Origin of the sequence: Bacillus sp. AR2-1, from assembly GCF_008368755.1 — a bacterium.
Taxonomy (GTDB): Bacteria; Bacillota; Bacilli; order Bacillales; family Bacillaceae_G; genus Bacillus_A; species Bacillus_A wiedmannii.
Window position 1 is genome coordinate 113,247 of sequence record NZ_QORY01000007.1, and the last position, 21,425, is coordinate 134,671.

Here is a 21,425-nt window from a genome sequence, read left to right on the forward strand (position 1 = left end):
GACATAGAATGGATTCCATATTAACTTGCGTTTTGTAACAATACTCGTTTTAGTTGTTTGCGGAAACGTACTCCTAACGTAGTTGCTACGATAACGATAACTCCAACAATGATTTTACCGATATGATCTTCTAGCACTCCAAAAATATCATGTAAGTTGCCACCTAACCAGTAACCACCGATTAAGAAGAATGATATCCAAAATAGAGCACCTGAGTAAATTGTAATCGCAAAACGACGGAATGGTAAGTTAATAATTCCTGCAAAATATCCTGTAAAATGACGTACACCAGGAATAAAGAAACCGATAAAAATAAGGAAGTATCCATACTTATCAAACCACATTCTTGTTAAGTCGATTTTTCTTTGTGTTAAAAATACGTATTTCCCATACTTTTGAATAAAGGGCATACCTAATTTATTTCCTAAAAAGTATTGAATTGTCATTCCTACACTTGTCCCAATAAAGGATAGGATAATTAAAATCGGTAAACTTAAATCGCCCTTCTGTGCTAAAAACCCCGCATATGCTAACGTTGGCTCTCCCGGAAACGGAAGTGCAATATATTCTAACAGCAAACCAACAAGTACAACATAGTACCCGTACTGCTGAAATAATTCATGAACCCATTCCATGTCATCTCTCCTTTCAATCACGTACAACTTCTTACTATTATTGTATAAAAAAATTGTCGAAATAACTATCACAATAGCTTACATTTTTATTACATTTTTGTAAGGCTCACACTAAAGTTTTCTGTTCATTATTTGCTACTATCCATTATCGTTTTAAAATAAGCTAACAACTATATATCAGACGAAACAAGGGCATTAATATGCATTTTTTATCCAGTTTTTAACACTTAAAGTCACCTTATTTTGTTCTCAATAAAAAACCACCACAAACTCATACTAACTTCATATTAGCTTCATATACGTATTGTAAGATTATATCGGAATTTGTTGAAAAATTTAACTAATATATGACTAAGCATTAAATTGAATAAATATAAGTAGTTTTTCGAAATTGAAAAAAGGGTGAATAAGAAATGGAAGCTTATAAAATGCATGATTTTATTAATACAAATGTTGAATCTCATCAAAATGAAACCGTTTTTAATTTACACATATGTGAAACAAGTGAATTTGATGTAAGTTTAACAAAATCTACAACACTGTCTTTTATCGTTTCAAAAAAGAACATTAAGATTGTTACGAAAAAATGGATTAATTCAAATCAAGAAAGCATGATTGGTAAAAGTTACATCATTCCAACGAAAGCTTTCCACTACTTCTTACCAATTATTTCTGAAACTGAAGATGAGCTAAATATTCAAGTTCAAAGTTTTGGACTACATGGTGAACTTTTACTAAATGAAAGATTACTTATTGATAAAAACAACAAACAAAATCCAAATATTACTACCTTCTTTGAAACATTAGATGAAAATGTAAATAAAGTATTACGAGGATTGCAAATTCATTGTATGTAAGACTATTACAATAGTAAAAAGGAGAATATAATGAAAAAACTATTATTAAGCGCACTATTATCATTAGGATTTTTAACTATTCCATTCACAAATGCTGAGGCAGCTACAACAAACGATCAGCTTATCGTGAATACGCAGTTAAATAAAATGGATTATTATCAAAACGGACAATTTATAAAGAGTTTTACTGTCGCTACTGGAAAAGCATCCACACCTACGCCTAAAGGTACTTTTCAAATCGTTAATAAAATTAAAAACCGTCCTTACTATACAGGAAAAATTAAAGGCGGCGATCCACGTAATCCACTTGGTGACCGTTGGCTCGGACTAAACATGGCAGGAACTTACGGAACAACTTATGCGATTCATGGTACTAACAATAATCAAGCAATCGGCAAATGGACAACACTAGGTTGTATTCGTATGTATAACAATGATATACACTGGTTATTTGAGCGTATTCAGCAGCAAGCTACCGTCACTGTAAAATAACCTAAAAACAAGATTTATGTGTAGCCAAGAATTTTATATCTTGGCTTATTTTATTTATTCATTTACAGTAGCAAAACAACTGTATTTACATATATAATAAGAATAGGTTTCGTTAAGCAATATCAAAACATTGATAAACATGGATATTAAAATTATACAGTTATAATATTTTATAAATTTTACAATACATACTATAATAGAACTAATGTAATTCTGAAATATTCAGTTTCTCTAAACCATTCCCCTTGCTACTTTCATGATGACTTTATAGCGGGGGCTTATTATATGTATAAACAATTTGAGTTATCCAAAAAATGATGAATTCGAATATTGCAGTAAAAAGCGTTATTTAGGAGGTGTTACTATGACGCATATACTGGTGATTGAAGACAACCCAGATATACAAGAACTGATTCGCGAATTTCTAATGGCACAAAACTTTACTGTTGATGTCGTTGGCGCTGGAACAGAAGGTATTCTTCTTTTCCAAAAAAATTCATACGATCTTGTCCTCCTTGATGTGATGTTACCAGATATAGATGGCTATAGTATTTGTAAAATTATGCGAGGACAATCTGATGTACCGATCATTATGTTAACAGGCTTACATAATGAAGAAAGTGAAATTAAAGGATTTGAGTTAGGTATTGATGACTATATTACGAAACCGTTCCATTACACCGTATTTATTAAACGTGTAGAGGCTGTATTAAGAAGGGCAGCAACGAAGGAAGCAGAAGCTGCAACTATACTACAATTCCATGAATTGATGTTAAATTCTACAGCCTATGCCGCTTATGTTCATGGTAATCAAATTGAATTAACAACAAAAGAATTTGAAATTTTATATACTTTACTGCAAAATCGGGGAAAAGTATTATCAAGAAGTGATTTGCTGAATAAGGTATGGGGCTATGAACATTATGGTGATGTAAGAGTTATAGATACACATATTAAAAACTTAAGAAAAAAATTAGGGATTCCTTATATTAAAACGGTGAAAGGCATTGGCTACAAAATCGAATCGTAGTACAGACAACATCACCAAAAATATTTTCATCAAAACCTTATTATTTTGTATTCTTTTATCACTTTGTCTTTATCAAATTATTTATTTTCTAGCTTCGAACTACGATAAAGAACGTTTTGCAAAAGAAAATGGAGCGCTGTCTACAGAACAAGCGGATTCAGACAAACAAAACGACCAAAGTAAAACGAATCAAAGTAAGGCTGTTTCAGAGAGTATGATTTCCAATTTCCAATCTTCTACTATAGATTATAAAGCACTCTCCACAGCCATAAATCACCTTTTGCAGCCTAGCCAAACTGTAAAAGCAAAAGAACATACCCAAAATATTGCGGGGGAAAACAGCACTTCTACTCCACTTACAGAAACGGAAAAGCAAGTCGCTACTAATGATGCCTTACATAAACAAAATGCAGCAAATAACACAAATGATACACAAGATTATCCAAAATTAGCAGATGCACTGCAGCAATTAGCTCCACATATTGGTGCGACAATGCTTGCATTATCTTTACTCGGATCTTTAATTTATACGAAACTAATTGCCAAACCTTTTCAATTTATGAGCGATGCTTTAAAAGATATTATGAATCTTGATTTCTCAGATAAAAAGCTACTTAACAAAAATACAGACCAAACCGATTTTAATTTACAAGTAGCTGCTTCACAGGTCCCAAATATTGTGAAGAATTTACATGCAAGCAATCAAGACTTAAGAAATGAGCTCAAAAAGGAACAACAGTTAGAACAATCTCGTAAAGAATTTATGTCTATGGTTTCCCATGAATTAAAAACACCAATCGCAGCCGTTATGGGACAACTAGATGGCATGATTCACGGAATTGGAGCTTATAAAGATAGAGATAAATATTTAAAACGTTCCTATGAAATGATGCAAGACATTAACATATTAACGGAAAAAATGTCGGAATTATCCAAAATACAAAACCCTCAATTTAAACCTGATTTAAAAGTTATCTCATTAACTAATATTATTGAGGATGTTATGAAGAAAGTAGATTACTTTGTATCTGTAAAGCAATTAAATGTTCAATCTAACATTAAGCAAGATGTACAAATTTTAGCTGACCCTAAATTTATTCAAACTGCTATTTTTAACATTATTTCAAATGCAATTCATTACACAATTGACCATCAGCATGTATATATAAAGCTTTATGAAAAGCCAAACGGTTATGCATTAGAAGTATTAAATACAGGTTCACAAATTGATGAGGATAAACTCGCCCATTTATTTGAGCCATTCTATCGCGCAAACCCTGGCAAACACGGATTAGTACAAGGTAGTGGCCTTGGGCTATATATTGTAAAACAAATATTAGATAAACATCAGTTTCCTTATGGGATACAAAACACGCCTCAAGGTGTAAAATGTTCTATTGTATTCCCAAAAGCAATGTAAAAAACCTACTACAATTTCATACCCCAAATTCATACTTCGTATGAATGGCGGAATTTTGTAGAGTATCTTACTCTGTTTCGTTCGCCCGTTATCCTTATTTGGATAGCGGGCGTTTTTTATTATTTAAAAGGAGGATCTTCATGGAGAAATTTAAGTATTCATTACTTGTTTTATTCGGAGCTTGTAGCTACGGCGTACTTTCAACTATTTTCAAACTCGGATTCATTGATGGATTTTCAGCACATCAACTATTAGGGGGACAATATGTCTTTGGATGGATCGGGCTTCTTCTGCTCGTTCTTTTCGTTTCACGTCATAAAGTAACAAAAAAGCAATTCTTTTCCTTACTAACAGTTGGCACAACAATGAGTATGACTGGTATCTTCTACGCTATTTCTGTAGAAGAACTACCAGCATCTATCGCTGTTGTCCTACTCTTCCAGTTCACATGGATTGGTGTCGTTATAGAAGCAATCGCTAATCGAACATTACCAAACCGTGAGAAAGTTATATCTATTATTATTTTATTTACTGGAACATTGTTTGCAGGCGGTGTCTTTGAAGGTCTCGGACAAAACTTTTCCACGAAAGGTATTATCTTTGGTCTATTAGCCGCTGTCTCTTTTTCATTCTATGTTTTTGCAAGTGGGCGTGTTGCTACAGAAGTTCCGCCTTATACGAAAAGCTTTCTTATGACAACAAGCGCTACTCTTATCGTATGCCTATTCTTCCCGCCAACCTTTTTAACGGATGGTGCCCTGCAAGCCGGTCTTTGGAAATACGCTTTCTTCCTCGGATTGTTCGGCGTTGTCGTACCTGTCATTTGTTTTTCAATTGGTGTACCGAAAGTAGGAACAGGACTTAGTACAATACTAGGAGCAGCTGAATTACCAACGGCCATTATCGCTTCTATTACACTTGTACATGAAGTCGTAACCTTCATGCAGTGGATTGGGATACTCTTTATACTACTTGGAATTTTTACTCCTCAGCTGCTTACGGCTAGGAAAACAAAGAAACATAGTAGCGTGCATAGTGCGTAACAAAAGACCTTTCATGTATTTGAAAGGTCTTTTTCTCTATCTCACTTTACCGCTCCATACAGCTTTTCTATTTCATGCTCAATTTGTTTTACATCGATTCGTTCAAATAGTGGCTGCACACTATCAATTCTATTCGGCAACGTGTTTTGAGGCTCCCAATTTCGGTTCACAATCGATAATATGTTTCTAACTCTTTCACTTGAAAATGGTAAAAACGGTTCAAGGAGATTTGCATACGGCCAAGCGCCTCCAGTCAACTACCCCCACTGAGATGAAACATTTCAGTGGGGGCTTGAGTTAGAACGCTAGGTCTTTTCGTCTATCGCTAGACAGTTTGACGCTCTAGCATTCATGCCCCCTTATGGTAACACCCCAAGTATGTTTTTGGTTGGTACTGGCAACGAGCGATTGTTTTCCCACTTGCACCACCCTTTCGAAAAAGAGCAGTTCTTCCTTGCAGAAGAAGCCACCACTCAGATGAACCTGGCGTGTGCTACAAGCCCCGACAAATCGAGTACACATGGATGGTTGACGCACCCACTAAGCTATGCGCGAAGCAACAGCCTTACGTTTTTGCACTTCTAATAGAATCGGCGTTTTCACCTTGAGATTGTCGTCCAATTCTACAACTTTTGATTTTTGCAATGTATTCAGCGCACCATTAATATCAGCGTGGATACATGTTCCTGCTTTACTTTGGTACAGACCACGAGTGGTTCGTTTGCCGCTAAAGCGATACTGAGTCCTATCATCCTTAGACCAAACTGGAACCCTATCTTTGTCTAGGAAACTGGCTTTTGAAGTATAGCTTTCTTCTTGTTTTAAAAAGCGAATGCCTTCTTTTACACATTTATTCTCAATCGCTGCAATCAGTTTATGAAATGGGATTTGAACAAACTTTTGATTATTCTTTTTTCCCATATCAGATTTTTGTTTCCAACCCGTGTTATACCCTACGACAATAGTATCTATATCGAATGCTTTCACTTTTTTGAACAACAAGCCTACCGTTTGTGAAATATAACCATTTATTTGTCGTTCTCGTTTATGCCAAAGTGCAGCGATTTTATTCGTTACAATGCGTTTGGAAATTCCATTCTCCATATTTTTCTGTTGCAGATTACGTATCATTTTATTGAAGTACTGGTTAATAGATTTTAATTTTTTCCCATCAATTAAAAATGTATCACCTGTATTTGTCACGCAACTTACTAATCTGTCTACACCTAAATCGCAACTCAAAGCGTTACTAGTAGTCGTGGGTGGTTTCTTCATTTGAGAAACGTGCATTTCATATGTGTAATGCACCTCAAAGAACCGACCTTTTTGCTTCGGTACAATCTCAATGTAGGAGATTTTTTTATTTCTTAAGTTCTTTGGCATACGTATTTTAATGGAACCGAATTTTTTTCTAAATGCAACATTCATTGGAATCATCCAATACCCATTATCATCTACTTTTGGCACTTGATAGATTTCAATAATTCGTTTATCAGTTGAACGAGAATAATTCGGAAACTTAGGACGACCTGTGAATGTTTCAGGTTTTTTCTTCCACTGTTCCAACGCTTTAAAAAAGCTCTTCACTTCTGTAAATAAGGCTCTACGAATGGCTTGAACAGAGTTTGATTGAACGCCCGAGTAGTTCATATCGGCTTGCATGGCAGTGTCCACTTCTTTTACAGTAGCCATCTTGTTATTATTCAAGTAACTTTGTTTAATCGTGTACAATCCAACATTTCGCAACGCTTTTGAGCTATGTGACATGCGCTGCAGTAAACGAAATTCTTTAGCTGTGAGACAAGCTCGTCCGATATTCTGTTTCTGGGTGAATCGTTGTATTGTTTCTCTTTTCTTTTGTTTACGTAATACCTTCACTGCTTTCTTTTTAGCCATTGTTTTCACCACCTTTCTTAGAGAGTTCATTAAATTTTTTTTTGACAAATCAATATTTGGAACGGAACAAAATATGAACATGGTCTTCATCGTAATTCCTTTTGGCTCAAGTAACCGAATGATTATTATTATCCAATTTCGTTGTCTTACGATATATTCCCTCCTTATCTAAGGGCAGATTATATCGTAAGACAAAAAGAAACAAATATTCGCTCTCAAAAAATTGTTATGAACGAAACAAAAGTGTTTGGTCTACCTTCTGACGGTAATTCATCTCTACCTGAATTATTGGGTTTCACCCGTAACACAAATCAAATGGAGTCTTCTTGCCGAAAAGAATAAAAATACTCATCTTACATTCCTCCTTTTAAATATAAAAAAGCCCCACCCTTATCTTAAAAAAGATAAGGGCGGGGCTGTATAAACAGTCGCGGTACCACCTTATTTCGCCAATTACTCACATAATTAGCCTTAACAAGTACGGAGCTATATGCTCTTATACTGTGGTTTTGATAACGAGTACCAACTCTCGTCGCCGCCTACTATTATCATTTGATAAGTTCAGAACGAAGCTCAAAGGCCATTGTTCAAATGAAGATTCTTGCTTCTTCTCAGCTACCGAAGCTCTCTGGAAAGAATGGTTTCATCCTACTTTTCCTTTTCAACGCTTTTATATATAACACGTATTTTACGACTTAATTGCAGAAAAATCAAACTTTTATTCAGAAAGAAAAGGAAATCCTATCCTCTCATAGAATAACTATACGTTCACAAAAGGAGTGATACGATTGAATCAAAAACAACTAAGCGCACGTAATGAAAAAAGCTGGAATGCAGCTGCTTATGAAGCTTGGACGAATCGCCACGGGGCACCGGCCGATTATGCGAAAAAGCTTATGAAAGATCCCGTGCGCGAGGTAGATCACTATTTACCTTACATACAATCTCCAAAAGGAAAACATATTATTAATTTACTCGGTTCAAAAGGCAATAAAGCCGTTGCTCTCGCTCTTTTAGGAGCTGACGTAACAGTTGTTGATATTTCGACAAGTAATGCAAAATATGCAAATGAACTTGCGGAAGCAGCAGGTGTCTCTATCCAGTATGTCGTTTCTGATGTACTAAATGTGCAGCTCTCCGAATCATTTGATATCGTATTACTGGAACTTGGTGTACTCCATTACTTTCTAGATTTAAAACCGCTCTTTCAAAAAATTGCTACCTTGCTTAAAGGAGATGGAACGCTTATCCTTCGTGACTATCATCCTGTTTACACGAAATTATTAGGAGTAGACCACCCATCATTTCGGGCCAATGGAAATTATTTCGATGAAGAATTGATTGAAGATGATGTTGCTTATAGCATCCTTCTTACAGAAGCGCAGAAAGAATCATTACCTAAAACAACCATCCGTCGCTGGACGCTAGGAGAAATTATTACAACACTTGCGGAAGAACATTTTAAAATTGAAAAACTAGTTGAAGAACACGGGTCTCATCAAAGGTGGGTCTTCCCTCCTACTGCACCGGAAGAAATTGAAGATCGTGTGCCTGGTTTATATACATTAATTGCGACAGCATGCAAAAAAGGATCCCTTCACGGATAGGATCCTTTTTGCATGCTCACGCATATAAGTTGAGGTTGGAGATTACCATAATTCTGTAGAATAGGACACAAGATATTTCAACATTTCGTCTCTGACTTACGTCGTCAAAAAGGGGTATGACCAACATAACGAAGAGTAATGTTGCAGTTGATACTGATAATCGTTATCAACTAATTAGAAGTATACATGATGTTATTTCAAATTACAATAGCATTTCTCATTTTTATTTATGAACTTTTTGATATACAAATGTATACATTTTAAGAACATTTACTCATATTAATCTGCCATCTTCCATTATCTGCTATAATTTTCATTGAACAGATTAATAACTTCATAATGATGTTTTTATTAATGTCGTTCTCTATATTTATAAATCATAATAAATAGTTTTTAAAGGCAGGGGTAACGATGAAATATGTTAGTATTCGCAAAAAACTACTGTTCACACTCTTAAGCATTTCTTCTTTATTTAGTATTGCTCTTATTGTTATTCTTTCATTCGCTATGAACCAAGCAAGCGAAATTGAAACGTTAAAAAATGATGTATCAAAACGAGCAACAATTTTAAAAGAACGTGGTGATTGGTTCCAAGCACAAGTTGCCGGTTTACAAGAATATTTACTGTCACATGATCAAAAAGGATTGGATAAATTCAACCGGGAAGGAAAAAAACTTGCTGATACTAGAGAGAAGGTAACAAGTGATAAAAAACTCCCAGAAGGAATGAAAGAGGCGATTTTAATGGGAGCAAAATGGCGAAGCGTCATAGATGATGAAGTCCTCCCTCTCGCTCGCGAAGGAAAATGGGACGAAGCGTCCAAAATCGCTTTAGCTCAAACCGATTATGTAAACGATCTTTTAAGTCGTTTTACTAAATATGCAAATGAAGAAAATGATAAACGTGACGCATTAATTGCTGACGTAGAGTCTTCTTCATCTCTTATTCAATATATTATTTTCTTCTCACTCATTACATGTACGTTAACATCTATTTTATTAGCATGGTGGTTCTCTGGTAAACTCGTTAAACCGATACGACAAATTGATGAGAAATTAAAAGAATTAGCTTCTCAAGACGGCGATTTAACTGCTAGATTACACGTAACGAGTAAAGATGAAATTGGTGATATCGCCAATTCCTTTAATCAAATGCTCGCTAACTTACAACGTATCATAAAACAAGTGCAACAAACATCCACAAGTGTAAAAGAAGCGTCTGAAAATGTGTTTATCGAAACCACTGCTTCTATGGAAAATACAGCAAAAACCGAAGAAACTATGAATGCTCTTGAGTATAATATTCGTTCACAAGTTTCAAGCATCGAAGAAAGTTCAACTGCAATGGACGATATGACAACGAGTGTTCAGCGTATTGCAGAATCTGCCTCTACTGTTGCTAGCCTAGCTGTTACAACTTCAGAAAAAGCAGATAGTGGGCATAAAGTCATTGAGAAATCTATTACACAAATGCATACAATTAACGAAGCTGTTAACGCTACATCACAAGTAGTAGAGCGACTCATTACACATACAAATCATATTGATACTGCACTTCAATCCATTTCTAATATCGCGGAACAAACGAATTTACTCGCTTTAAATGCTTCAATTGAAGCAGCACGTGCTGGCGAACACGGAAAAGGATTCGCCGTTGTTGCCGATGAAGTACGAAAACTTGCTGAACAATCTCAGCTAGCAGCAACTGACATTAACCATTTACTTCATCAAATTCAAGCTGACACAAAAATAGCAAATGAAATGATGACACAAGGTCAGTCAGAGGCTTCGGAAGGAATTACAGTCATTCGTACCGCTGGATCTTCATTCTCGGAAATTGTTAACCACATTAACAAAGTCTCTACACAAATGCAAGAAATGTCTGCAACTGCTGAAGAAATGGCCGCAAGTTCAGAAGAAATGAATGCAGCTTTAAATAACATCGCCTCTATTTCAAATGAAGTTGCCGCCGAAACATCACAAACAGCAACTTCGGCTGGTGACCAAGTAAATAAAATGAGTGTCGTTGCTAAAAAAGCTTCTGAAATGAAAACGACCGTACAAGAACTTGAAGTTCTCGTTTCTCATTTCAAAACAAACGTTTAAAGCGAAACTTTCCTTTATACTTCTATGAGCTCCAAGTTGTTAAAAAGAGAGATTTACAGTCTCTCTTTTTTTAACCTTAAAATATCTCTTTCTATCTCTCATTACGTCTGCTATAATTCCTAGAGGAAAGAGGAAAGCTTTATTCCAGATGGAGTAAAGCTTTCTTTCGATTTTTTACATTAATTAATTCTAATACTAAGATTTCACAAAGGGGGCTTTTTATCATATGAATTTTATTAGCATTCGAAAAAAACTAATGTTCATGATGGGAACGATTTGCGCTTTATTTGGCATCGCCTTAGCTTTTATTTTATTTTTTGCTATTGACCAATCTCGTAAAGCTGAAACATTACAAAAAGAAATTTCTCCTCTAGCAACAGAATTGAAAGAGCGTGGAGACGCTTATCAAGTACAACTTTCTGCTTTAAGAGGTTATTTACTACAACACGATCAAGTAGAATTAGACAAGTTTAACGAGATGAGTAAACGTCTGGAGGATTCAAAAGATAAACTTCTTTCTAATCCAAATATTTCTCAATCCGTGAAAGATACAATGAATTTAGGGTCCACTTGGAGAAAATTTATTGAAGAAAAAGTCTTCATCCTTGCAAAAGAACAAAAGTGGGAAGAAGCTTTACAAGTAGCTTCTACAGAGAATGGCTCTGTTTATAAAGTAATTGGTGATTTCACAAATTACAGTAATGAACAAGCTAAGTTACGTGATCAATCTATCGAAAAAATTGATCAATCTTCACTACAAATTAAATATGTTATCTTCTTATCACTTGTTATTTGTATTATCGTAGCTATCATTCTTGCATGGTGGTTCTCTGGTAAACTTGTAAAACCAATTCAACAAATTGATAGTAAGCTAAAAGAATTATCATCTCAAGAAGGTGACTTAACAGCCCGCCTACAAGTAAATAGTAATGATGAAATTGGTACGATTGCAACATCATTTAATAAAATGTTAGAAAACCTACAACATATTATCAATCGTGTTCAAAAAACATCCGTAGAAGTACAAAACGCTTCTGAAAATATGCTAGAAAAGACGAATATATCACGCGAGGCAACAATAAGAGTTCAAAGCTCGATGTCTAGCTTAAATGCAAATATTCAATCGCAAGCCTCTAGTATGGAAGAAAGCTCAACTGCAATGGACGATATGACAGTAAGCGTTCAGCGTATTGCTGAATCTGCTTCATCTGTAACTGAACTTGCTGTAACTACATCTGAACAGGCTAACGATGGAAGTTCAGTTATTCAAAAATCCGTTTCCCAAATGACAACGATACACGACGCGGTAAATGCTACGTCAGAAGTGGTCGAACGTCTAATCACCCACACGAAATATATTGATACAGCTGTTCAATCTATTTCTAATATCGCAGAACAAACAAACTTACTTGCTTTAAATGCATCTATCGAAGCAGCTCGTGCTGGCGAACAAGGAAAAGGTTTTGCTGTCGTAGCTGACGAAGTTCGAAAACTTGCAGAACAATCTAAAACAGCGGCAACAGATATTAACCAACTACTACATCAAATTCAACAAGACACTGAAACTGCGAGCTCTATGATGTCCCAAGGCCGTTCGGAAGCATTTGAAGGCATTCATGTCATTCGTGAAGCCGGCAACTCTTTCACAACGATTGTGGAACAAGTAAATAAAGTATCTACTCAAATGCAAGACATCTCAGCAACCGCTGAGGAAATGGCTGCAAGCGCTGAAGAAATGAACGCTTCACTGAATAACATCGCTTCTATTTCGACTGAAGTATCTAGTGAAACAGCGACAACAGCACAATCTGCTGAGAAAAAAGTCATTACGATGAATGAAATGACACAAACTGCTAAACAAATGAAACAAACAGTTGAAGAATTAGATCAACTCGTATCTCATTTCAAAACTGAATAGCTTTCAAAAAATATTCCTCTTTCAAGAGGAATATTTTTTTGAGCTCATTCCCTGCATATTATATATATATCCGTTATAATGAGAACCGATATCATTAATATGTAGGGGGTGCTATACATGTCACAACAAGCATTTGAAGAAAAGTTATATGCAAACTTAGAAGCTGTTATTGATCCTGAACTAGGTGTTGATATTGTTAATCTTGGATTAGTTTATGACGTTACAGCAGATGAAAATAATAATGCTGTCATTACGATGACGATGACTTCTATCGGTTGTCCAATGGCTGGGCAAATTGTATCAGACGTTAAAAAAGTATTATCAACGAACGTACCTGAAGTCAATGAAATAGAAGTAAATGTCGTTTGGAATCCACCCTGGTCTAAAGAACGCATGTCACGTATGGCGAAAATCGCATTAGGTATTCGTGACTAAATAAAGAAAGACCTGACATCCTAGTCAGGTCTTTTTCTCTTATTATTTTACGCCTACTGCATCATAAGCTTTCGTTACAGCTTGTACAGCTTTAGAGTTTTTACCATATAAATCCTCAGCTGACTGCAGAGCAGCTTGACGCATCATCTTAAAGTCAGAGTTTGCAGTTAAATATTTCGTAAGAGCACGGTAATAAATTTTTTCTGTCGCTTCACGGCCTACTCCAGTTACTTTCACACCGTAATGCTCTCCGCCATCAGATACTAAATATGCAGCTTTATTGTTAATACTACTGTTAATATGAACGCCGCCATTATCAGCTGTTCCAGTGTAGCGTTTATTGTAATGATCTGGGTAACCTTCACCTGGTTTTAATGGATTTGGAATAGATGCTGGATCTTTCAGAGAACGAAGTGCATCACCAGGTTTTCCAGGTGTATAAATGTCAGCACCTAAATCCCAGCTCTTCTTCTCAACCATGACACCCATAATATCAGATAACGATTCATTTAACGCACCTGACTCATTTTTATAAACAAGGTTTGCTGTATGTTCAGTTACAGCATGCGTTAATTCATGACCGATAACATCTAGTCCAGCAGATAATGGAATGAATGTTTTTCCATCGCCATCACCATACATCATTTGTACACCGTTCCAAGCTGCGTTATTCCAGCTTTCTCCGACGTGAACAGTAGAAATAAGCTTCGCACCTTTATCATCGAAAGAGTTACGATTAAATGTCTTTTTGTAGTAATCGTATACTTTTCCTGCATTTACATGCGCATCAACCGCTGCTTTATCTTCGAAGAACTTAGATTTACTCTCAACCTCTTCTCCTGTATATCCAAGCCATTGTGAGAATAAATTAAACAAGTTTTCATCCATATTTTCTGCATCAAATGTGTGAACACCTTGTCCTCGTTTACCATCAAATAAGTTGAACGCTCCTGTTTTCTCATCTTGAGCAATTTCAAATGATTGTCTATCGCCCAATACTCCGTAACCAAATCCTGTAATGTGATCTACAGCGTTATATTTCTCAATCACATTTCCATTCGTTGCATCAACAAAATAATGCCAATATCCTGGAGCTGGTTTTGAAATCGATGCTTTAACTAAGTATGCAAGATAGTACTTCCCATCTTTTTCATACACAAATAAATCTTTTTTCACACCGTCATAATTCTTTACTTTACCAACTTCTTTTTCAATATCTGCCTTTGCAATCGTTTCAGCTTGCTCTGCACTAATATTTGCAAACGCAGGAATATTTTTATCCTCTAAATTCGGAATAACTTGTCCGAAGAATGCTTTTACATTATTTTCTTTATCAAGTGTAACAGTTTGATCTGAACCATACACAGGAATGTTATTATGCTTCTCAACTAACTTCACATGTGTCGTACCAGATTCAGCATCTTTTTCCTCTCCAACGACATTGAAGTGTTTATCAATATTTCCTGCTAATTTAAACATATCTTTCTTACTCTCTAAATATTGAAAGACCGTCTCTTTTTTATCTAGTCCTTCCGGTGCTTTCCATTCTTCACCTATGTATGCAGGTGTTTTAAATTCTTGATGATATTGAATTTTTTGTTCTTCCGCTTTCGTTGTCGTTGCTCCAAATGTTCCAAATCCTCCGGCTATAACAGTTAACGCTAATGCTGATGAAATGACTTGCTTTTTCACTATAACATTCCCCATTCCCATAAAGATTTTTGACACTTTTATACAATTCTTATTTTCCGGGCTAATACCTTTTTCTAAATATTGAGAAAATTTTTTCTGACAATTCCACTCAAAAAAAGAGGACATCCATTCGATGTCCTCTTTTCCATAAACGTTCTATTATTTTTTCAATTCGATTGCTAAATAGTGTGATCGTTCTTTCGCTTCAATATGAATATCCTCTTCTATCGCTTCTGCTGCATCACGCATAACAAGATTTTCACCATTTATTACACTACTCCCTTCAATTTGTACAAGGTACAATTGACGGCCTTCTTGCACCGGGAAATGAATTTCTTTTCCAGCATCTAACGATAAAGAATATAAATTCGCATCTTGGTGAATACGAATTGGTGCCTCTCCTTCTACTGGAGATACCATATGGAACCATTCATTTTCACGCTTACTCCAATCAAATGTAAACTCACCATAGTTTGGTTTATGATCCGCACGATCTGGTAAAATCCAAATTTGTAATAAACGTAGTGTTTCATTTCCTAAATTATGCTCGCTATGAAATACACCTGTGCCAGCACTCATATATTGAACATGTCCTCGCTCAATTGTTCCGCGGTTCCCCATGCTATCCTCATGTGTTAAAGCACCATCTACAACGTACGAAATGATTTCCATATCGCGGTGCGGATGCATATCAAAACCAGTTTGTGCCGCTACTAGGTCATCAATAATTACACGCAATGCTCCAAAGTTCATGTTATTTGGGTTATAGTAATTCGCAAAGGAAAAATGGAAATGTGTATTTAACCAACCGTGATTTGCTCTTCCCATATTTTTATGATCAACTTTTCTAAACATATCCTTCACCTCATATTATCTCGAATTCAAGATTTATTTTTAAAATTTTTCTCACTGTAATTTTTTTAGTAATTGTAATAATTGATGTTGTTCTTCTACATTTAAATTTTGAAACTGCTCCGCTTGGAACGTTTCTTGAGGCGGGACGATTTCTTCATATAAAGCTTTTCCCTTTTCTGTTAACGAAATATATTTTGTAGTACCTTCTTGTTCACGATGGATCCACTCCAGCTGCTCCATTTTATTTAATAGCTGCGTGATATTTCCCTTCGTAACAAATAGTTTATTTCCGAGCTCTTGCTGCGTTAGACGATTATGTCCTCCAACTTGAGCTAGCACATCAAACTGAGCGGCAGATACATTCCATTCTTTCAAATGCTGATTCGTCTCACGAATACTTTTGTTATAAAAACGTGATAAACGAAACCATAATAGTAATCCGAGTCTATCTTCTGTCTTCATTCTATCACCTCGCTCATTTCATACCATTAGTTTAGAACTAAACTTTATAAAAGTCAATCACTTACTTTTAGTAATTAATAAAGAAAGCACAGTGCCATTTCTCCACTATGCTTTACATTAACTTTCTATTTTTATATTCATCTAACTTCCTCTCCGCGAACTTTCTCGCATCTTTCTCAATCCATCTATCTTCGTACAATTCACTTCCAACATACAATACTTCCCTCTTATGCTGCATCGCATGGCGAAATTCATGCAGTAGTGTTTTGAGCACCTGCTCATACTCTTCCCATATGCAAACAAAAATTAATTGTTTTTCTTTATGATAAAAACCACCTACTGGGAATAAGAATTCCTCTTCTTCTTCTCCTAATGATAGAAGCACATGATTCGCATCACACGTATCACAAAAAATAACTGGTGTTTTACATACTTCAATCAGTGAAAACAAATCATCTCTAAGCCTTTTGACATCCCAAGGAAGCTCCGAATCCAACACATACCAATTCTCCACCTGTTGATATACATTTTGAAACTGGAGTTCCATTTTTCTATAATCCCCTTTCCAAACTCCCTTTTCCTATATGTATGCCACAATATGTAAAATATTAAACCTACTCTTTCCCCTTTCGAAAAATGACAATAAAAAAAGAATCTATGTCAGCATAGATTCTTTTTACGTAATCACTTTTTTTTCATCATTTTTTTTAATACAAAGTAACCAATTGCACAAACAATAGCAGCAAGTGCAAAGTATTTCACATATGGCCCAGCTACTTTATTAATACTTTCCCACTCTGTTCCTAATTTAAAACCTAAATATACAAATACAATTGACCACGGAATAACAGCTAATGTAGTTAGCGTAATAAACTTAGCATGTGACATTTTTGCAATCCCTGCTGGTATCGAAATAGCATGACGCACAACAGGAATAAAACGCGCTGTAAAAATAACGCCAGTTCCGTAACGATTAAACCAATCTTCAGCATAATCAATATGTTTCTTTTGAATTAAAATATATTTTCCATATCGCTCAAGGACGGGTCTTCCTCCGTATCGACCGATCCAATAAATGAATAATTGTGCGATTACACCACCAATTGTACCGAACGCGACAGCGCCCCAAAACGTAATGCTTCCTGTTGATACTAAATAACCTGCATAAGACAATACGATTTCACTCGGAATAACCTCTAACATCAATCCAAGCATAATTCCCCAATAACCAAGTCCTTCTAGAAAAACTAAAACGGAATGAATCAACTCTCCTAACATTATGTACCTCTCTTTACTTTTTTCATTGCAAAAAATAAAAGTACAAGCAGTAAATATCTTGTACTTTTATTTTTTTAAAATTAGTTAGTCTTCGTATCCCACTTAAAGATTTTATTTAAAAATTTATATACATTCTTTGACTCTTTCGTCAGAAGTGGACCTAAGATGGATAGTATAAGCACGTATAGTGCCGAGAATGGTTTCAAGACTGACATTAAACCACCGGCGATTCCGATATTGGCCATAATGATGGAGAATTCTCCTCTTGAAACGATTGTTAATCCAATATTTGTTGACGCTTTATGAGATAATCCAGCTTGTCGCCCTGCAATCATTCCTGCAACAAAGTTACCGATGATTGTAAGAAGGACAGCACCTAACGTTAACCATATCGCTCCGCCTAATGAAAACGGATCAATGCTTAATCCGAAACTAAAGAAGAAAATAGCTCCGAAAAAGTCTCTAAATGGAACAACGAGATGCTCAATTCTGTCACTATGCTCTGTCTCAGAGAAAACTAATCCTAAAAGAAGTGCTCCAATTGCTTCGGCAACGTGAATTGTTTCCGAGAAACCTGCAATAAAGAATAACGAAGCAAATACTACAATAATGAAAATTTCATCTGAACTAATATTGAGCAATTTATTTAATAACGGCGTCGCCTTTCTAGCTACAATAAAGAATAGAAGCATGTATCCTAGAGCAATTCCAATTGAAGTAAGAGCACCTAGGAAGGAAGCATGATCCCCTAGAACTAAACCAGAGACAACTGATAAATATACAGCAAGGAATATATCTTCAAACATAATAATTCCTAAAATTAATTCGGTCTCATTATTACCAGTTCTTCTTAAGTCCACTAACACCTTTGCAACGATAGCGCTAGAAGAAATCGTAATAATACCCGCAATAATTAAGATTTCTAGTAAAGGGAATCCCATTATAAATCCGTATAATAACCCAAGTGAAAAGTTAATTAAAATATAGATCGTTCCGCCAATCGCAATAGAACGTCCAGATTTTATTAGTTTTTTCATCGAAAACTCAAGTCCTAGATAAAACAGAAGGAACAGAACCCCAATCCGTCCAAGGAAGGAAATGACACTTGCACTTTCAATAAACTTGAAATCGATAACACCTATTGTCGGCGCGTGTGGCCCTACTAACATTCCAAGAACAATTAGAAACGGAATTACTGAGAATTTAAACTTTCCAGCAATTACTGCCGCAATTGCAACTAATACTAACGCTGTACCAACTTCAAAAATTAACGTATCCATCTAGTCAGTCCCCCTATTCGAAAGTAACTCATTAATAATCTTTTTAATTTCTTCTCTCTCGCCTGAAACTACAAGCATATCGCCTTCTTCAATTACCGTTTCTGGCCCTGGATTAAATAATTTTTTCATATTCTTTTTCATAACTGCAATGATCGTTACGCTATATGTTTTTCTTATTTCAAGATCACCGATTGTTTTTCCAAGCGCTGGAGCAGCATTCTCTACTTTAAACCACTCAATCGCTAAACCTTCAAAGACCATTTCAACATTTTCTAATGCTCTAGGCTTGTATACCATTCCACCTAATATTGCTGCAATTTGTCTTGCCTCTGAGTCACGTAATGAAATACTTGAGATGCTTTCTTCATGATCTGAATCAAAATGATACATTTCTCTACGTCCATCATCATGAATAACAATCACCATCTTTTCGTTACCTTTCGTAACGATTTGAAACTTATAACCAATACCCGGAAGTTCACTTTCTCTAATATTCATATTTAGCTCCTCCATAACTTCTTTATTTAAATTTTCTGTTTTTCTGTCTTTTGTTCATTAAATCAATTTTAGAAATTCTAACCATTCAGGATACCTGTGACTTGGAAATCTTTTATTGTAATAATAAGTGGCTCCTAAAAAGATACTTAAAGATGTAATGATAAAAAATATATTACTTCTCATTTTCAAACTTTTAAGGCTTACTTTCAATAAAGTTTCTTCTTTCAAATTATCCCCTCTTTCTCGCTTTACATTTAGTTTTTTAAAATGTAAATAATTCTAAAAATATTACTATGTAACATAATCATAACACAAAATATGTTTATGTAACATAATTTTTTAGAAAAATTGATTCTCGTATATTTTTTGCATATAATTTTCTTATTACGGAAAAAAGGAAGTGTATTATATGGTTGATATCTTTAGCAGATTCCTTGAGGTAACGAATAATATTTTATGGTCATATATTCTTATTGCAATGCTAATCGGCTTCGGTCTTTATTTCTCTTTCAAATTAAAATTCGTCCAAATTACTCATTTCCGTGAGATGGTCAGTTTAATTAGTAAAGGGTTTAATCGAAAAGAAAAAAAGAAAGATAGCATCTCTCCATTCCAAGCATTTTGCTTAAGTGCAGCAGCGCGCATTGGTATCGGAAACTTAGCTGGTGTAGCATTAGCCATTTCAATGGGTGGACCTGGTGCAATATTTTGGATGTGGTTTATCGCAATTATCGGAGCAGCTACTAGTTTCGTAGAATGTACGCTCGCGCAAATTTATAAAGTAAAAGATGGCAGCAGGTTCCGTGGTGGACCAGCATATTACATGGAAAAAGGATTAAACAAACGCTGGATGGGTGTTTGGTTCTCACTTCTTATTACAGTTGCGTACGGATTAATCTTCAATTCAGTACAAGCAAATACGGTAACAATAGCGTTTGAAAATGCTTTTGGATTAGAGCGAACGATCGTAGGAGCTCTATTAGCTTTATTAGTTGCAGTTATTATTTTCGGTGGTATCAAGAGCATTTCACGTATTACAGAAATGATTGTTCCTCCAATGGCAATTATTTATATTGGTGTGGCAATTTTTGTCGTTATTAACAACTTCACTATGTTACCAAGCATTTTTATGGAAATATTTAATGGTGCATTCGGTTTAGACCAAGCTATCGCTGGTGGTATTGGAGCAGCAATCAAGTTCGGAATTCAGCGTGGTCTATTCGCGACAGAAGCAGGTATGGGTAGTTCTCCTAACGCAGCAGCAACATCAGATGTATCTCATCCTGTAAAACAAGGACTTGTTCAAGCATTAGGTGTTTTCGTGGACACATTCTTAGTATGTACATCAACAGCATTTATCGTATTATGTTCCGGACTGTACAAAGGAACAAATTTACAAGGTATTGAATTAACACAAAGTGCATTAAGTTCACAAATCGGACCGTGGGCAAGTACTTTCTTAGCGATCATTATTTTCCTATTCGCTTTCAGTTCTTTACTAGGAAACTACTATTATGGTGAAACAAACATCGCATTCATTAAAGAAAGCAAAACATGGTTACTGATTTATCGTGTTGCAGTTGTCGGAATGGTGTTCTTCGGATCTATCGCTGCCCTTCAAACAGTTTGGAGTTTAGCTGATTTCTTTATGGGACTAATGGTATTCACAAACTTAATTGCCATCTCATTCCTTAGCAAGTTTGCATACGCAGCTTTAGTAGACTATATAAAGCAAAAGAAACAAGGAAAAGATCCTGTCTTCGTTGCAAGTTCTATCCCTGGCTTACAGAATACAGAGTGTTGGGATGGACAGGATGTAGAAGAGAAACAGAAGGCTGTGTAATAATTAAAAGCGGAAGCGGCTCGTCCAGAATCGCAGGACATTGGAGCTCTCGACCTTGAAGCGCTTTTTGCTTCGAGC

General features: G+C 35.5%; 19 protein-coding genes, 1 pseudogene and 1 other annotated feature. Of the genes and pseudogenes, 10 read left to right on the forward strand and 10 right to left on the reverse strand.

Going from position 1 to position 21,425, the window contains the following annotated elements; genetic code table 11:
- Positions 1–20: 20 nt before the first annotated feature.
- A complete protein-coding gene (locus DT250_RS07405; protein WP_149212858.1) occupies positions 21–635 on the reverse strand; it encodes a DedA family protein in 615 nt (204 codons plus the stop codon).
- 413 nt (positions 636–1,048) lie between these two features.
- Between DT250_RS07405 and DT250_RS07410 the strand changes: the two genes are divergently transcribed.
- From DT250_RS07410 to DT250_RS07430, 5 genes are all read left to right on the forward strand, one after another.
- Positions 1,049–1,492: a DUF3978 family protein gene (locus DT250_RS07410; RefSeq protein ID WP_149212859.1), complete on the forward strand. Its 444-nt coding sequence runs from the start codon at positions 1,049–1,051 to the stop codon at positions 1,490–1,492.
- A gap of 30 nt (positions 1,493–1,522) precedes the next feature.
- A complete protein-coding gene (locus DT250_RS07415) occupies positions 1,523–1,984 on the forward strand; it encodes a L,D-transpeptidase (protein ID WP_097907648.1) in 462 nt (153 codons plus the stop codon).
- 364 nt (positions 1,985–2,348) lie between these two features.
- Positions 2,349–3,014 (forward strand): response regulator transcription factor, encoded by a 666-nt coding sequence (locus DT250_RS07420; protein WP_000148835.1) that lies wholly within the window; start codon positions 2,349–2,351, stop codon positions 3,012–3,014.
- On the forward strand, positions 2,992–4,434 hold the full coding sequence (locus DT250_RS07425) for a sensor histidine kinase (RefSeq protein WP_088064753.1): 1,443 nt from the start codon (positions 2,992–2,994) through the stop codon (positions 4,432–4,434). The genes DT250_RS07420 and DT250_RS07425 overlap by 23 nt, the downstream gene beginning before the upstream one ends.
- Before the next feature lie 140 nt (positions 4,435–4,574).
- The gene (locus tag DT250_RS07430) at positions 4,575–5,477 is read left to right on the forward strand and encodes an EamA family transporter (RefSeq protein ID WP_149212860.1); all 903 of its coding nucleotides are present in this window, start codon (positions 4,575–4,577) and stop codon (positions 5,475–5,477) included.
- A 41-nt stretch (positions 5,478–5,518) separates the two neighbouring features.
- Here DT250_RS07430 and DT250_RS07435 read toward each other — a convergent pair.
- Together DT250_RS07435 and DT250_RS07445 are read right to left on the reverse strand one after the other, a co-directional pair.
- A pseudogene (locus tag DT250_RS07435) lies at positions 5,519–5,713 on the reverse strand (methionine--tRNA ligase); the annotation flags it as partial.
- Positions 5,714–6,017: 304 nt separating this feature from the next.
- A complete protein-coding gene (locus tag DT250_RS07445; RefSeq protein WP_098133961.1) occupies positions 6,018–7,373 on the reverse strand; it encodes an RNA-guided endonuclease TnpB family protein in 1,356 nt (451 codons plus the stop codon).
- Positions 7,374–7,776: 403 nt separating this feature from the next.
- Positions 7,777–8,047 (reverse strand) — a binding site (T-box leader).
- A gap of 114 nt (positions 8,048–8,161) precedes the next feature.
- Here DT250_RS07445 and DT250_RS07455 point away from each other — a divergent pair.
- The 4 genes from DT250_RS07455 (at position 8,162) to DT250_RS07470 (ending at position 13,439) form a co-directional block, all read left to right on the forward strand.
- Positions 8,162–8,980 (forward strand): class I SAM-dependent methyltransferase, encoded by an 819-nt coding sequence (locus DT250_RS07455; protein WP_149212861.1) that lies wholly within the window; start codon positions 8,162–8,164, stop codon positions 8,978–8,980.
- A 411-nt stretch (positions 8,981–9,391) separates the two neighbouring features.
- The gene (locus DT250_RS07460) at positions 9,392–11,086 is read left to right on the forward strand and encodes a methyl-accepting chemotaxis protein (protein ID WP_106383002.1); all 1,695 of its coding nucleotides are present in this window, start codon (positions 9,392–9,394) and stop codon (positions 11,084–11,086) included.
- Between the two features lie 226 nt (positions 11,087–11,312).
- Positions 11,313–13,004: a methyl-accepting chemotaxis protein gene (locus tag DT250_RS07465; RefSeq protein ID WP_088064758.1), complete on the forward strand. Its 1,692-nt coding sequence runs from the start codon at positions 11,313–11,315 to the stop codon at positions 13,002–13,004.
- A 117-nt stretch (positions 13,005–13,121) separates the two neighbouring features.
- Complete coding sequence (locus tag DT250_RS07470; protein ID WP_000082523.1) at positions 13,122–13,439, forward strand: metal-sulfur cluster assembly factor; 318 nt, start codon at positions 13,122–13,124, stop codon at positions 13,437–13,439.
- A gap of 42 nt (positions 13,440–13,481) precedes the next feature.
- Here the strand turns inward: DT250_RS07470 and nprB are convergent, their stop codons facing one another.
- From nprB to DT250_RS07505, 7 genes are all read right to left on the reverse strand, one after another.
- Positions 13,482–15,131, reverse strand: coding sequence for a neutral protease NprB (nprB, locus tag DT250_RS07475; protein WP_048542397.1), 1,650 nt, complete (start codon positions 15,129–15,131; stop codon positions 13,482–13,484).
- A 159-nt stretch (positions 15,132–15,290) separates the two neighbouring features.
- The gene (locus DT250_RS07480) at positions 15,291–15,986 is read right to left on the reverse strand and encodes a pirin family protein (RefSeq protein WP_149212862.1); all 696 of its coding nucleotides are present in this window, start codon (positions 15,984–15,986) and stop codon (positions 15,291–15,293) included.
- Between the two features lie 51 nt (positions 15,987–16,037).
- Positions 16,038–16,448: a MarR family winged helix-turn-helix transcriptional regulator gene (locus tag DT250_RS07485; RefSeq protein ID WP_000845460.1), complete on the reverse strand. Its 411-nt coding sequence runs from the start codon at positions 16,446–16,448 to the stop codon at positions 16,038–16,040.
- A 112-nt stretch (positions 16,449–16,560) separates the two neighbouring features.
- Positions 16,561–16,995 carry a DUF3920 family protein gene (locus DT250_RS07490; RefSeq protein WP_000422822.1) on the reverse strand — a complete coding sequence of 145 codons (435 nt, stop codon included), beginning with the start codon at positions 16,993–16,995 and terminating at the stop codon, positions 16,561–16,563.
- A gap of 137 nt (positions 16,996–17,132) precedes the next feature.
- Complete coding sequence (gene uptA, locus DT250_RS07495; RefSeq protein WP_000900214.1) at positions 17,133–17,726, reverse strand: undecaprenyl phosphate transporter UptA; 594 nt, start codon at positions 17,724–17,726, stop codon at positions 17,133–17,135.
- An 80-nt stretch (positions 17,727–17,806) separates the two neighbouring features.
- Positions 17,807–19,006 (reverse strand): cation:proton antiporter, encoded by a 1,200-nt coding sequence (locus DT250_RS07500; protein ID WP_000380218.1) that lies wholly within the window; start codon positions 19,004–19,006, stop codon positions 17,807–17,809.
- A complete protein-coding gene (locus DT250_RS07505; protein ID WP_001026071.1) occupies positions 19,007–19,504 on the reverse strand; it encodes a cation:proton antiporter regulatory subunit in 498 nt (165 codons plus the stop codon).
- 409 nt (positions 19,505–19,913) lie between these two features.
- Here DT250_RS07505 and DT250_RS07510 point away from each other — a divergent pair, with 409 nt between their 5' ends.
- Complete coding sequence (locus DT250_RS07510) at positions 19,914–21,347, forward strand: alanine/glycine:cation symporter family protein (RefSeq protein WP_088064763.1); 1,434 nt, start codon at positions 19,914–19,916, stop codon at positions 21,345–21,347.
- The last annotated feature ends 78 nt before the right edge of the window (positions 21,348–21,425 follow it).